The organism is Bacillus sp. ISL-41, assembly GCF_018613235.1.
Taxonomy (GTDB): Bacteria; Bacillota; Bacilli; order Bacillales; family Cytobacillaceae; genus Mesobacillus.
This window is the reverse complement of record NZ_JAGGQP010000052.1, coordinates 42,405-56,892: the sequence shown is the minus strand read 5'-3', so window position 1 is coordinate 56,892 and position 14,488 is coordinate 42,405. Positions and strand designations below refer to the sequence as shown.

Below are 14,488 nucleotides of genomic sequence, written 5' to 3'. Positions count from 1 at the left end.
AACTAAGCATTTTTTCAGATGTTAGTTAATATACCCGGGAATCTCAAAGAGAATCCTCATTCCTGTTTATTTTTCGTTTGAAATACCATCTTAATATCGGAGGTACTGCAAAATAGATAAAGAACAGCCTGAATAGCTGAAATCCCGAAACAATGGATAAATCAGCATTGACCTCATGTGCAATGATGCCCATCTGATCCATTCCACCCGGAGCCAAACTGAGAAAACTTGTAACGATATTGATATTTAAAGCGTCTGATAAAAAGAAACTTAACAACAGGGATTCCATGACAAGCAGGAACCCACTACACAATGCAAGAGTGATCGTTAACGATTTCCTCTCTAATTTCTCAGGCTTTAAAAGCATGCCGATATATCCGCCTATCATTAGCTGTGATGCATCCATGACGGAGGATGACAGTGTTGGACCGGTAAGGCCGGCATATGTCAAGAAACCTGTGCCTAATATGGGGCCAAGTAAAAATGGAGTAGGCAGGCGGAGCTTTTTACCGATCAACACTCCAAGGATGCACACTATCAAAAATACAACAGGCATTATTGGTTCAAAATCGAATTGTGCTGAACCAGCCAATTCTGTGTTCGTATGACTAATATTGAAAACTGGACCGAATATGATAAAAGGTACGACGAAAACAATCATCAATAATCTGGAGACCTGAAGGAAGGTGACCGTTGTAATATTGATTCCCTTCATTTCTTCTGCAAAAATAATCATTTGTGACAATCCGCCTGGAATGCTCCCGGTCAATACCGTTGGATAGTCTACTCCAGATATCAGTGAAATCACTTTGGAAATTAAAGCAGCAGACGCCACGAGAATCACTGTCATGAACAGCATTGCCGGAAGGTTTTCGGCCATATTCTCAACAGATGAGCGTGTAAACGAAAGGCCGATAGAGTACCCGATCAGAATTAATGCTGTATCCCTTAATGCGCGGGGCCAATATAATGAAATTCCTTTAAAGCGATTAGCGATCAAAATTGCCGACATTGGCCCGAGGAGCCAGGGAACTGGAATGGATAGGAATGAAAACACCAGGCCGCCAGCCAAAGCTATCAAAAATGCTGTTAGAAATGAATTATTACGTAAGCTCTTTTTCAATGCTGCACCTTCTAAATAAATGATTGCTCCAAAATGTGGTAATACCATCCTAGCACATTATATTTATCAGTTAAAAGCAGGATTGGTATATTTGCATTAAAATATAGATTATAAACTGTTCTGGGAGATGATGTAATGAGTCACGAAATTAGTAGCTTTGAAGAATTAAGAACATTATTTGGAGAGCCAAGCGAGTTGGCCAAACGGAAGGTTATTTCAATGGTAGATGAACATTGCCGTAATTACATATCGCAATCCCCGTTTCTTGTCTTATCTACCTCTGACGAAAAAGGGTATACAGACGCTTCTCCGAGGGGAGATGCGCCTGGTTTTGTGCTTGTTCTGGACAAAAACCGGATTGTGATTCCGGAGAGACCCGGCAATAAGAGAATGGATTCATTGAAAAATATTCTATCAAATGAGAGGGTAGGACTATTATTTATAATTCCGGGGATGCTTGAGACATTAAGAGTAAACGGAAAGGCCAGCTTGACAAGGGAACCAGAGCTTCTGGAAAGAATGAAAGCCGGCGGAAAGGAACCTTTGCTGGGAATAGTAGTTGAAGTTGAAGAATGCTATATACAATGTGGAAAGGCATTGAAGCGGTCAGGCTTATGGAATCCTGACCGCTGGGCTGACCCATCAACATTGCCAAAAGGTGCTGAAATACTGGCAGCACACTCAAAAATGCCTGAAGGATCAGTAGCTGATATAGAGCTGAGATTGGAAGAAGGGTATAAGAATAGGCTTTATTGAGGAGGTATATGGTTAAGCTCCTCCGCTTCTAAACACTATCCCCTTATGCGGAAATTGCAGTTTGAATAAGGTTACGATTAGGAGGGGCGAACCGTACCCTTATAGAGGGTTCCTGGTTCACACAAGGGTACGATTCAGAGCGAATAATCCCTTATAAAGGGTTTACTTTACCTAGGGTACGTTCAATATCTTTGATATATGAATAAAAGCACGGTCAAAAACAAAGCTGCCAGAGGGCAGCTTTGTTTCAATCATCAAATTACGACTTCCTGAGTGATCTGTCTTGTATGACTTCGTCCAACCGGTCAGGGTAATTGGTGAACATACCTGTAACTCCCCAATCCAGCAGCATGTCCATATCTTCCTTTTCATTGACTGTATAAGGGAAAATCATTAAATCAGATCCTGTGACTTTTTGAATATACCCTGGGCTGACTGCTGTATAATGCAATCCGACTCCAACCGCATAGTCTTTGATTTTATTCACTTCACGATCAGTAATGACCGCTGGAGCATAGTAGGACAACAGCTGGACCAGTGGAATTGATTCATCCATTTGATGTATTTTTCTCAAGCTTTCGGCACTGAATGATTGAACAATAACATTACCGAATGGCTGAGCACCGATAAGATTATATTCATTCAGAATACCTATTAGCTTTTCTTCCATTCCTGGATAGACTTCAGGTGATTTGGTTTCAATGAAAAACTTCGAATTTGCACCGAACCTGGCAAGCACTTCACGCAGGGTAGGGATTTGAAGACCCATATATTCGTTATTCTTTTTTTCAGGATATGCTTCATTAAACCATGAGCCTGCATCAAGTTTTTTTATTTCCTTAAGAGTAAGGTTTTTGACTAGTCCCTTTTTGTCCGTGGTCCGGTCAATGGTTTCGTCATGCAGCGCAATCAATTCCCCATCCTTCGTCATTTGAAGGTCGATTTCAATGTAATCGCCATTCATGCTATTCCCAAGTTCATAAGCGAGAAGTGTATGTTCGGGAACATGGCCTGATGCCCCACGGTGAGAAATATTGAATGCCTTTATTTGCCCGTAATCCGAGGAGATTTCCGCAGTAACAAAATCTGATGACGCCCCTGATAAGTAGATAACCAATGATGCAATTGCCACCCAGCGAAAATATCCGACCATCTCCAATTGTCCCTCCTAAGAGTTTTCCATTGCTATTACGGAGAAAAAAAGCGCGTGCTTAAGTGTGAATATTATTTACATCTTTACAAGTTATATGTCAGGAACATGAAAACTACTTCCAAACCTTCCACCAATTGCGTTTGGATTGTTTAGAAGCTGCGGTTTCCCTGAAACTATCGACCATATTTTTAAATGTTTCGTCCCGCTCCCTGATTTCCCGGCGGAATTCTTCGCGTTCAGACTGGAGAGTACGGACAAGATAATCTCGTTCCTGACTTATGACCTGATTTAAATTCGACAGCTCCTGGTTTGTTGCCTCACGACTATTTGAAACATAATCCGCAAGTATTTTAAATTCCTCGGAAACCGTCTCAGTGGTGTCGTTCAAGCGTTTTGCCAAAAGTGACAATTCCTTATTTGTGCCGGAAGATAGCTTATCCACCGTACTTTCTAGCTTATTGATTTTTTCATTTGTGCCTTTTGATGTTTTAGTCAAACTGGTAGTTAGAGATGCGATGCGTTCTGAAGTGCCCTTTGAGACATACGAAATACTTCCTGATAGGGCATTGATTTTCTCGGAAGTACCTTTTGAAACCTTCGCAACACTCTCGGTCAGCCTGGTAATTGTATCTGTCGTTCCTTTAGAGTTCTTCTGGATATCTTCAGATAGTTGAGCTATTTTTTTAGTTGTGCCCTGCGAAGCTTTCGTTACTCGATCAGTAAGCTTGCCGAACATCTCTGCTGTGCCTTTTGAAACCTTAGCTAGATTTGTACTGATTTCGGAAGTGCCCTTCGAAACATTCGTAAGCTCTGATGATATGGTTCCGAGACGTTCGGAAGTTTCTTCTGAGTTTTTGGCCACCGTTTCAGATAGCACCATAATATGTTCATTGGTTTTTTCACCTGTTTTATAGACAGAATCTGAAAGTGTTTTTACGGTTGTAAGAGTACCTTTTGAGATTTCTTTCTTTACTTCCTCCAACACTTCCTTTCGGATGCCATTTCTGATCTCTGCCTTGACTTCTTCGAGGAGGGATTTCTTATAGTGTTCCATTGCCATCATAAAAGCGGCATAATCATTTTGGCTGTCTTCCGGAGGAGGTGCTGGCATGTTTGTTTTTACTGTAAGGCTGTTTTCATTTTGAGCTTGTTCGGTAAACGGATCAGTACTCATATGTCTCTGTAATAGCTCCCGAATCATATCTTTGCTCAGATTTTTGTCGCGCATATGTTTTATTTTCATCAATTGATCTATTTCGATATCCGTATAGAATCTTGCGCCTTGTTTCGTTCTTGGAACAACCAGCAGCCCAGCAAGATCCTTTTCCCATTGTCTAATGGTGCCTGACGGAACATTAATTTTCTTGGACACCTCTTTGATTGTATATGCCTTCATGAATTGAGTGTCAGTCATCATGCACATTCCTTTCTGTTTTGGTTTATGAAAAATTAAATGTCCTATTACAATTCAGCAAGAACATTCCTGTTTTCCTGCATGGTGACAAAAGCTATCAAAAGTAGTGTTGTTTCAGCATAACAACCTGAAAACATACAGTGTTCGCAAACATTCCTTCAGCAAATTATCATTTATCGTGATGATTTCTTCATTTTGATTTACAATAGTCATGTAGGCCAATTTCAAGGCTAAGGGGGATTAAAAGTAACAAAAAAATGTCGGAAAATGCTTGCCCTCAATACATACTTTAGAACAATACAATCATTTAACGGTTTTTGGAGGGGTAGATAAATGTCTGAGGTTAAAGTCCGAATTGAAAAGGATTTTTTGGGTACGAAGGAAGTATTAGCGGATGCGTATTATGGCATTCAAACTTTAAGGGCGGTTGAAAACTTCCCGATCACTGGATACAGAATCCACAGTGACCTTATAAAGGCAATGGCTATGGTGAAAAAAGCAGCGGCACTTGCCAATATGGAAACAGGAAGGCTTTACGGCGGCCTGGGGGAGGTCATTGTAAAAGCTGCTGATGAAATCATCCAGGGGCAATGGCATGAACAATTTATCGTGGATCCCATTCAGGGAGGCGCAGGAACTTCCATCAACATGAATACGAATGAAGTAATTGCCAACCGAGCGCTGGAATTGCTTGGGGAGAAGAAAGGGGATTATTTCACATTAAGTCCCAACTCTCATGTAAATATGGCTCAATCAACCAATGACGCATTTCCTACAGCGATGCACATATCTGTTCTGTCGCTTCTGGACAAGCTGTTGGATACAATGCAAATCATGCGGGATGTATTTTCCCAGAAAGCAAGGGAATTTGATGCAGTCATTAAAATGGGCAGGACACACTTGCAAGACGCTGTGCCAATTCGTCTCGGCCAGGAATTTGAAGCATATACAAGGGTAATCGGGCGTGATATTGACAGAATTAAGCATACCCGCGGTCACCTGTTTGAAGTGAATATGGGAGCGACGGCCGTAGGGACCGGGCTTAATGCCAATCCTAAATATATCAAAAATGTTGTCCGGCACCTTTCAGAAATCAGCGGATATCCATTAAGGAACGCTGATCATTTAGTGGATGCAACCCAAAACACCGATGCTTATACAACTGTGTCTGCTGCTTTGAAGGTTTGTATGATGAATATGTCGAAAATAGCCAATGACTTACGATTGATGGCTTCCGGCCCTCGAGTGGGCTTTAACGAAATTTTCCTTCCATCAAGGCAGCCAGGCTCATCAATAATGCCTGGCAAGGTGAACCCGGTCATGCCTGAGGTTATCAACCAGGTTGCTTTCCAGGTTATAGGAAACGACCATACGATATGTCTTGCTTCCGAAGCTGGTCAGCTTGAGTTGAATGTCATGGAACCAGTGCTTATTTTCAACTTGATCCAATCGATCAGCATCATGAACAATGGTTTTAAGGTATTTACTGACCATTGTCTCGTAGGGATTGAAGCGAACAAAGAGAAGCTCGAAAAAGATGTGGAAAGAAGTGTAGGCATTATCACCGCTGTCAATCCGCACCTTGGTTATGAAGCGGTATCAAGAATTGCAAGGGAAGCAATCCTGACAGGAAAATCTGTACGGGAACTTTGCCTTGCTTATGATGTGCTTACAGAAGAAGAGCTTGATTTGATTCTGAACCCATATGAAATGACCAACCCTGGTATAGCAGGGGAAGAATTGCTGAATAAAGACTGAGTGCGAAAAGGGTGTTCCAAGAGGTTTAAGCTTTTGGGACACCCTTTTATTGTTATACCTGCTGTGAAGTAGATTTAATCCGATGGGGGTCAGCCTCTGTTTTTTCTATGCTTCAAGGCTTTTTACTTTTTCGTTTTTTCTTAAATGGAAAGCTAATGCGATTGTCCCGAGAAAAAAGGTGGCAATCCCTGCACCTATCAGCACGCCTGATACACCGATCGATTTCGCCAGAAATGCACCCGCAGCAGGCGCGACGAGCATGGAGAATGTCTGCAGGGAGGCAGCTGCTGACGATACTCTTCCCATTATGTTCTTGGGTGTTTCTGATTGCAGGACATAACCGTATGGAACACCTTCTGCAGAAGCTAGAAGTCCAAGCAAGAAAGCTCCAGCCATCCACAAAAGTTTAGGGAGTTCAAATGTCCCCAGCACGCCGATTCCGATAATAAGGATCAAGATACCACTCAGCACAGAAGCCGAGGCCATTAGCTGGATGGGCTTATTCTTCCAGGCAGTATACCGGCCGAGGAAAAGTGCACCAATAACGCTGCCAAATCCAACAGAACTGACAAGCAAGCCGAACTCTTCCCCGCTAAATCCCAGGTTCTGCGCAACAAAGATAAACAATCCGTCATAAAGAAAGATAATGAAAAAGGCGATGGAGGAGAGGATGATTGCAGCTTTCAGAATCCTGGCTGACAAAATATGCCGGATTCCTTCAGTAAGATCTTCTATATATGAGTTTTTATTTTGTGAATGCCCAGCCGCTTCTGATTCAATTTTTGGCAGTGTGAATAATATCGCAATTGCGATCAAAAAACCTGCTGCTTCAAAAATAAATGGACTTTTTACTCCGTAAAGGGCAATGATGCCGCCACCCAAGGCGGGGCCAATGATTTTCATTGTATTGACTGATAACTGACTCAAAGTTACAGCCTCAGGGAGTTCCTCATCGGCAACAGTATGCCTGATCGCGCTTTGCCTTGCGGGATCATACAATGCGGCTACAGTCGCCTTAAGGAATACAAAAAGCAGCATTACATAAAGGTTGGGAGCGAAAAACAAACCAGCAACAAACAGAATTCTTAACCACAGACATGATATCATCAGCACCTTTTGCGGAAGTCTGTCAACATACACACTGGCAAGCGGACCGATGATCACCCATGGTATTCCCATGACGATTATGACGGAAGCGATTGCTCCTTCGCCAAGGCCCCAATGATAGGCTACTATAACCTGTATGGCAATAAAGTCGAGCCAGTTTCCCAAATCAGAAAATACCTGTGCTCCAAAAAGAGAACGAAAAGCCTTATTTTTCAACGGTTTAAAAACGCCGGTATCCATACTGTACCCTCCTAATGGTCTTCTTTGAGTGCTGCTTTTCTCCGCTCCATTTGTTTCTCTCCAAGTTTATTCGGGTCTTGGCCTTCAGGAAGTCCATCATTCTCCAGGAAGGTAAGTGATTCTTTTATCCATTGAAGTTCCGCTTCGAGTTTTAACTCAGCGTATCTAATTGCCAGCATTCCGACACTGTTAATATATGATGTATTATTTTGCTTCCAGCCTCTGATGTAGCTTAAGATTTCCTTTGAATCGTTCGCTCTTGTTTTTAAATGCCCTGCCAGAACCTTTAAATCCATTTCATTATGCCAGGCAGCCATTTTAATGAATAACTCATCCTTTATGGAAGGAGGTTCAGGCTTTCTGGCAAGCCAGCTTTCCAATTCTGTCCAGCCTTTTCCGGTCAGCTCGTAAAGCCTTTTCTTGCGGCCTTCTGCTTCCGATTCAATGGTGATGATATAACCCTGTTCTTCAAGCTTCTTAAGTTTTGGATAGAGACTGCCGTAACTCATACCCCAGTAAAGACCTGCTGCTTTATGCTCGAATTCAGCTTTAATGTCATAACCAGTACTTGGACGGAAGCTAATCACTGCAAGGATCGAATGTTCGATTGACATGTTCATTTCTCCTTTTGTTATATATATATAACTTTGATATATCAATATGATATGTGTATTTTAAAAAAATGTCAAAAAGAATTAGAACGCTGTTTTTTTATTGGACAAAGGGGAAATAAGGCATTAAAGAAATGTTCAATAGCCAAAAGAAATAATGCATCTAAAGAACAGGAGGAATTAGAATTGGCATTTCGTAAACCCCAGGAAATTGCTCAAGTGACCATTGATTCTGGGACATACAAGGCTGCTATGCCCGTAAAAAACATGCTGGCACTGGGATTCCTGGGCGGCGCTTTTATTGCAATTGGATATTTGTTGGATATCAGGGTAATCGCAAATCTGCCGCACGAGTGGGGTACTTTTGGAACATTCCTGGGTGCAGCGGTATTTCCTCTTGGCCTGATTCTGATCCTTCTTGCTGGAGGAGAGCTGCTGACGGGGAATATGACTGCCATTTCAATGGCCAGTCTTGCGAAGAAAGTAACAGTAAAGATGCTGTTGAAAAATTGGTTCTGGATTACTCTCAGTAACTTTGTAGGTGCGCTATTTGTAGCCTATTTTTTTGGACATATTGTCGGCTTGACCGAAACAGGTCCTTATCTTGATAAAACAGTCGCTATAGCAGGCGCAAAACTGGATGCTGGTTTTTGGGCGGCTTTTTTCTCAGGTATCGGCTGTAACTGGCTCGTTGGTTTAGCGGTATGGCTCTCATACGGGGCATCCGACATGACGGGGAAGGTTTTGGCCATCTGGTTCCCGATCATGGGCTTTGTGGCAATAGGTTTCCAGCACGTAGTCGCAAATATGTTCGTCATCCCTGCAGCGATTTTTGCGGGATATTATACCTGGGGTGCATACTTTGCCAATTTTGTACCCGTTTATTTAGGCAATGCAGTTGGCGGTGGAGTCTTCGTAGCTTTGATTTATTGGATGAGTTATAAAGACAGCCTCAAAAAGTCTGCTGCACAGCCTGAGGATCAATTTTCAAAGGCAAGCGCAAAAAAACGGGCAGCAAGTAAATAAAAATGGAACCTCTGAGGCAGAGGTTCCATTTTTATGTCACGGGCAAATTTTATAATAATCCAAGAGATCTCAAACCATTGTAAATCCCGGAATTTGTGACAGCAGTTGTCTTATGCTTTGCATATTGAAACAGGTCAGGATGGGCATTGCCCATCGCGAACCCCTCACCTGCGCTTTTCAGCATTTCCCTATCATTCATTCCGTCGCCAAAGGCAATCGACTCTTCACGTTTAATTCCCAGCTTATTTATAAGGAATTCGACACCAATTCCTTTATTAACATGATCACGAATGACATCGTAGCAATGCTGCATACCCTCGACATTCACTTGCGACAAATGGATTCCATTCTTGAATTCGTATAGTGAATCTCCTTTTTTTCCAGCAGTGATGATTGTCATGCCAAGAATTTTATCAATCGTATCCTCAGTAAAAATGGCATTCTGCCGCAAATGGAATTGCTTGAGAAAAGCTTGTACCGGTTCGGTTTCAAGGTTGGTCAAGTAATTTTTTTCATGCGTATAACAAACAGCTTCATGGCCATTTGCTGCTGCCACATCCAATATGTATTTGACATCCTCTGGTGGCATTGGTTCGGCAAAAATCGTATCGCCTTCATAAATGCCCAGTGCGCCGTTATATCCGATAAAAGAAGTAATCTGAAGCTCCTCTGCAAGATCTGATATCTCATGGAGCGGTCGTCCTGTAGCCAATACCACTTCAATATTTTGCCTCTTCATTTCATTGATGGCTGTCTTCGTAGAGTCTTCAATCGTATCATCAGGCCTTAGAATCGTTCCGTCTATATCCAAAAATAAAATCTTGTATTGTCCCATGCCAATTTCTCCTGACTTCAAAAGGATAGTATAAGTGTTACACAATGACCATGAAGTTATCAAATATTTGAACAGTTGGAATGTGAGGTGCGCCTTGTTTAATAGAATTAACAAAAGGGTAAACTTTAACCAAGAAAACAATAAGGAAGGAGATGTTGCAAATGTTATGGACAATAGCCGGAATATTGCTGGTGCTATGGCTGCTCGGACTGATTTTTGAAATTGCCGGCGGAATCATTCATATCCTCCTGGTAATCGGAATTATCTTGATTGCATATAAGGCGATCAAAGGACGGGCTTCTGGTTGATATGAGAATTAAGGGCAGCGGCAAATAAGTCGCTGCCTTTCACTTTGTTTGTAAGGATCTCACTGAAAACTTAGAACACCAATTATTGTTGACCTGTTTTTTAAAATTATAGGAAATTAATGTCGCCAATCTGGCTTATTGGCGTCCTTGATTTGAAATATCTAGGATTTTTGATCACCAATCTGGCTTATTGGTGTTCTGTTTTTGAAATATATGGAATTTTTGATCACCAATCTGGCTTATTTATGACCTGAGTTGTGAAGTCAGGAATTTTACGTCGCCAACCATGTTTTGATTTCGTGTTGTCCGAAATCAAGGGGCTTTTGAAACCTACGTTGGTGCTCTGTTAATCAAATTAACGCCAGTTTGAAAATTTAATATAGCCCAAGAGCCATTTCCTTTATTTCATTGGTCTTTCATAATACAATGACAATACATACTTTTACAGGGAGAGTGGATGTCCAATAATGAATATAAATCAGATTTCAAAAACTTTATTGGGGCGTACACCTTCGATTATGGGCCATGAACAATTTATCAAGTTCGCAGTATTGCTCCCATTAGTGGAAGTCGATGATGAAGTCCATATTTTATTTGAAGTGCGATCCCTTACGATGAGGAGACAGCCTGGCGAGGTTTGCTTCCCAGGCGGAAAGATAGAAAAGGGAGAAGATCCTCAAACAGCAGCGGTCAGGGAAACCTCAGAAGAACTTGGCATACCTGAAACAGAGATTATCGATGTTTTTCCTTTGGACTACATGGTATCGGCATTCGGAACGATCATTTACCCATTTGCCGGGAGAATCAGTAATCTTGATGCGATTGTCCCTAACGAAGCAGAAGTGGGTGAGGTATTCACAGTTCCTCTTTCCTTTTTTAAAAAGAACCAGCCTGACAGTTATAAGATAAATTTTCAAGTGGAACCAGAAGATGGTTTTCCTTTCGATCTGATTATCGGCGGCGAGAATTACAATTGGCAAACCAGAACAATGGATGAATATTTTTATCGCGTAAAAGGCAAGGTGATTTGGGGACTCACAGCGAGGGTGCTGACCCATTTTATTGAATTGATGGAGCAACATAAACTCAGAGAATAGGAGCGCAGATGTTGCGCTTTTTTTTTTGCCCCCAAAACCATTATCTTGAAAAAACTGTTAATAAAACGGTCCCAGGTACGGAAAAGGATATGGAAATTCATTTCCTTAGCGCTTTTATAAATAACCAGGCCGAAAATATTATTCAACAAATAGTATTTTTGTCGAATTGTAACCAGTGACAAATCTACTATTTCCTTGTAAATACAGAAATTAATAGGAAAATATGTTGCGGTTGGTAGATTTATTATTTATAATTTTAAGATAATTATTCATAGAAAGTTGGGCAAAAAATGAAATTGTACATATCTGTGGACATGGAAGGGATAACTGGTCTGGTTGACCATACCCAAGTTGACTCCTCCAAACACAACTACGAACGCGGCCGGAAAATCATGACTCAGGAAGCAAACTACGTAATTGAAAAAGCTTTTGAGACTGGCTGCCGGGAAGTCATCGTCAATGACAGCCACTCTAAGATGAACAATCTTTTAATAGAGGACCTTCATCCAGAAACACAGTTAATTACCGGGGACGTGAAGCCTTTCTCTATGGTCCAGGGACTCGATGACAGTTTTGAAGGAGCCGTTTTTGTCGGATACCATGCAAGAGCTTCGATGAGCGGTGTAATGTCGCATTCGATGATTTTCGGTGTCCGCCATATGTGGATTAATGATGTCCAAATAGGCGAGCTAGGATTCAATGCTTATGTAGCAGGTCATTATGGAGTGCCTGTCATCATGGTAGCAGGAGATGATGGTGCTGCCCGTGAAGCTGAGGCTTTAATCCCTAACATTACAACTGCAGTTGTTAAACAGTCCATTTCGCGGTCTGCAGCAAAGTCTCTGACTCCAAAAAAAGCTGGTGAACTTCTTGCCGAAAAGACAGAGGCGGCTATTAAAAATTTGGATAAAGTGAAACCGCTTACTCCTCCTGAGAACCCTGTATTAAGAATTGAATTTGCCAACTATGGACAAGCAGAGTGGGCAAACTTGATGCCGGGTACAGAAATTGAAGAAGGGACGACAATTGTAAAATACCAGGCTAAGAATATTCTCGAAGCCTATCAAGCTATGCTTGTAATGACAGAGCTGGCGATGAGGACGACATTTTCTTAAACTGTTTCCTCCACCTTAAGAACTGACATAAAGACATGATAAGGATGTGGGTCAATGCTCCAATACTTACTCAAACGGCTCGGCTCGATGGCAGTCACCCTGCTGGTCATTATCACGCTGACCTTCTTCTTGATGCATTCAATTCCCGGGTCTCCTTTTAATGAGGAACGGGCGACGAGCGAAGCGGTCCAAAAGAACCTTGAAAGTTTTTACCATTTGGATGAGCCTTTATACGTTCAATATTTTATCTACTTAAAATCGGTCGCAACATTTGATTTCGGCCCTTCTATTAAAAAGTCCTCCCAGACTGTAAACGAAATGCTTGGCAGAGGTTTCCCTGTTTCATTCGAGCTAGGGATGATCACTCTGATCGTGGCTATTTTTTCTGGCATCCTTCTGGGAATCATTGCAGCGCTACGTCATAATGGCTTGATTGATTATCTAGCGATGAGTGTTGCAGTAGTCGGTATTTCGGTTCCGAACTTTGTTATGGCAACTCTGCTGATCCAGCAGCTGGCCGTTACCTGGGAGATCCTTCCGGTTGCCACATGGACCAGTCCAAAGCATATGATTCTGCCAACCTTGGCTCTTGCAACCGGGCCAATGGCAATTATCGCTCGCTTGACGAGGTCCAGCATGCTTGAGGTTTTGACGCAAGATTACATACGGACAGCAAAGGCAAAAGGGCTGTCACCTGTAAAAATCGTGTTCAAACATGCTTTAAAAAATGCATTGCTCCCGGTTGTCACAATTCTTGGGTCATTGGCAGCGAGCATACTTACAGGAACTTTCGTCATTGAAAAGATTTTTGCGATTCCGGGAATGGGCAAGTACTTTGTCGAAAGCATCAACCAACGTGACTATCCAGTCATAATGGGAACAACGATTTTTTACAGTACAGTATTGATTGTAATGCTTTTCCTGGTAGACCTCGCTTACGGCATCCTTGACCCAAGGATCAAGCTTCATAAAAAGGAGGGGAAATGATGGCTCTGCGTAAGCATCAGGAACCGCCGGCAGTCTCGTCTATTCCTGACGACTGGTTTGTTCCTATAGAAAAAAGTGACTCAGAAGCAGAAGCCGTTGTCAGGCCCAGCCTGTCTTATTGGCAGGATGCATGGAGACGACTCCTGAAAAATAAACTGGCCATGTTGGGATTATTTTTCTTATCCGTTCTGACATTCATGGCTATATTTGGACCGATCATCTCGCCTCATACGGTTGATCATCAGGATTTGGTCAACCAGAATCTTCCGCCGTCAAGTGAGCATTGGTTTGGAACCGACGAGCTCGGGCGCGATGTGTTCACCCGGACTTGGTATGGTGCTCGAATATCACTGTTTGTTGGTATTGCTGCAGCACTGATCGACTTTCTTATCGGGGTCATCTATGGCGGGATTGCAGGATATAAAGGCGGTAGAACTGACCATTTCATGATGAGGATCATCGAGGTCCTATACGGTCTTCCATATTTGCTAGTTGTTATTTTAATTAGCGTTGTAATGGGGCCTAGCCTGGCCACTATCATTTTCGCACTGACAATAACTGGATGGATAGGCATGGCTCGGATTGTTCGCGGTCAAGTCCTCCAGATCAAGAACTACGAATACGTTTTAGCATCTAAAACATTCGGAACGAAAACAGCAAGAATCATTCGCAAAAATCTGCTGCCTAATACGATGGGACCAATCATTGTACAAATAACACTTTCTGTTCCATCCGCTATCTTTGCTGAGGCATTCCTCAGCTTCCTGGGTCTAGGCATCCAGGCACCGTTAGCGAGTTGGGGATCGATGGCAAGCGATGCTTTGCCGGTTATTTTATCCGGTGATTGGTGGAGGCTGTTTTTCCCGGCATTCTTCATTTCAATGACAATGTTTTCGTTTAATGTTTTAGGTGATGGGCTTCAGGACGCACTTGACCCGAAGCTAAGGAGGTAAGCACC

At 42.2% G+C, this 14,488-nt stretch carries 14 protein-coding genes; 8 read left to right on the top strand and 6 right to left on the bottom strand.

What is annotated here, in order from left to right; genetic code table 11:
* Nucleotides 1-43: 43 nt before the first annotated feature.
* Complete coding sequence (locus tag J7I80_RS22275) at nt 44-1,123, bottom strand: AbrB family transcriptional regulator (protein ID WP_251027918.1); 1,080 nt, start codon at nt 1,121-1,123, stop codon at nt 44-46.
* 135 nt (nt 1,124-1,258) lie between these two features.
* Here J7I80_RS22275 and J7I80_RS22270 point away from each other — a divergent pair, with 135 nt between their 5' ends.
* Nucleotides 1,259-1,879, top strand: a complete 621-nt coding sequence (locus tag J7I80_RS22270; protein ID WP_214741513.1) for a pyridoxamine 5'-phosphate oxidase family protein — start codon at nt 1,259-1,261, stop codon at nt 1,877-1,879.
* Nucleotides 1,880-2,138: 259 nt separating this feature from the next.
* Here J7I80_RS22270 and J7I80_RS22265 read toward each other — a convergent pair whose 3' ends face one another.
* The gene (locus J7I80_RS22265) at nt 2,139-3,032 is read right to left on the bottom strand and encodes a glycerophosphodiester phosphodiesterase (RefSeq protein WP_214741511.1); all 894 of its coding nucleotides are present in this window, start codon (nt 3,030-3,032) and stop codon (nt 2,139-2,141) included.
* Between the two features lie 112 nt (nt 3,033-3,144).
* On the bottom strand, nt 3,145-4,446 hold the full coding sequence (locus tag J7I80_RS22260) for a MerR family transcriptional regulator (protein WP_214741509.1): 1,302 nt from the start codon (nt 4,444-4,446) through the stop codon (nt 3,145-3,147).
* A gap of 333 nt (nt 4,447-4,779) precedes the next feature.
* Here J7I80_RS22260 and aspA point away from each other — a divergent pair, with 333 nt between their 5' ends.
* Complete coding sequence (gene aspA / locus J7I80_RS22255) at nt 4,780-6,204, top strand: aspartate ammonia-lyase (RefSeq protein WP_214741507.1); 1,425 nt, start codon at nt 4,780-4,782, stop codon at nt 6,202-6,204.
* A 105-nt stretch (nt 6,205-6,309) separates the two neighbouring features.
* On the opposite strand, the gene J7I80_RS22250 is transcribed toward aspA, so the two are convergent.
* Together J7I80_RS22250 and J7I80_RS22245 are read right to left on the bottom strand one after the other, a co-directional pair.
* A complete protein-coding gene (locus tag J7I80_RS22250) occupies nt 6,310-7,551 on the bottom strand; it encodes an MFS transporter (protein ID WP_214741505.1) in 1,242 nt (413 codons plus the stop codon).
* Between the two features lie 11 nt (nt 7,552-7,562).
* Nucleotides 7,563-8,165, bottom strand: coding sequence for a PadR family transcriptional regulator (locus J7I80_RS22245; RefSeq protein WP_214741503.1), 603 nt, complete (start codon nt 8,163-8,165; stop codon nt 7,563-7,565).
* Nucleotides 8,166-8,348: 183 nt separating this feature from the next.
* Here J7I80_RS22245 and J7I80_RS22240 point away from each other — a divergent pair, with 183 nt between their 5' ends.
* Entirely contained in the window at nt 8,349-9,188 is an 840-nt protein-coding gene (locus J7I80_RS22240) for a formate/nitrite transporter family protein (RefSeq protein WP_214741501.1), read from the top strand.
* A 49-nt stretch (nt 9,189-9,237) separates the two neighbouring features.
* Here J7I80_RS22240 and J7I80_RS22235 read toward each other — a convergent pair whose 3' ends face one another.
* Nucleotides 9,238-10,023, bottom strand: coding sequence for an HAD family hydrolase (locus tag J7I80_RS22235; RefSeq protein WP_214741499.1), 786 nt, complete (start codon nt 10,021-10,023; stop codon nt 9,238-9,240).
* Between the two features lie 161 nt (nt 10,024-10,184).
* On the opposite strand from J7I80_RS22235, the gene J7I80_RS22230 reads away from it, so the two are divergent.
* From J7I80_RS22230 to J7I80_RS22210, 5 genes are all read left to right on the top strand, one after another.
* Nucleotides 10,185-10,331: a lmo0937 family membrane protein gene (locus J7I80_RS22230; RefSeq protein WP_167830891.1), complete on the top strand. Its 147-nt coding sequence runs from the start codon at nt 10,185-10,187 to the stop codon at nt 10,329-10,331.
* 467 nt (nt 10,332-10,798) lie between these two features.
* Nucleotides 10,799-11,428: an NUDIX hydrolase gene (locus J7I80_RS22225; protein ID WP_214741497.1), complete on the top strand. Its 630-nt coding sequence runs from the start codon at nt 10,799-10,801 to the stop codon at nt 11,426-11,428.
* A gap of 290 nt (nt 11,429-11,718) precedes the next feature.
* Nucleotides 11,719-12,543 (top strand): M55 family metallopeptidase, encoded by an 825-nt coding sequence (locus tag J7I80_RS22220; protein WP_214741495.1) that lies wholly within the window; start codon nt 11,719-11,721, stop codon nt 12,541-12,543.
* Nucleotides 12,544-12,597: 54 nt separating this feature from the next.
* On the top strand, nt 12,598-13,530 hold the full coding sequence (locus J7I80_RS22215) for an ABC transporter permease (protein ID WP_214741493.1): 933 nt from the start codon (nt 12,598-12,600) through the stop codon (nt 13,528-13,530).
* The gene (locus J7I80_RS22210; protein WP_214741491.1) at nt 13,530-14,483 is read left to right on the top strand and encodes an ABC transporter permease; all 954 of its coding nucleotides are present in this window, start codon (nt 13,530-13,532) and stop codon (nt 14,481-14,483) included. The genes J7I80_RS22215 and J7I80_RS22210 overlap by 1 nt, the downstream gene beginning before the upstream one ends.
* The last annotated feature ends 5 nt before the right edge of the window (nt 14,484-14,488 follow it).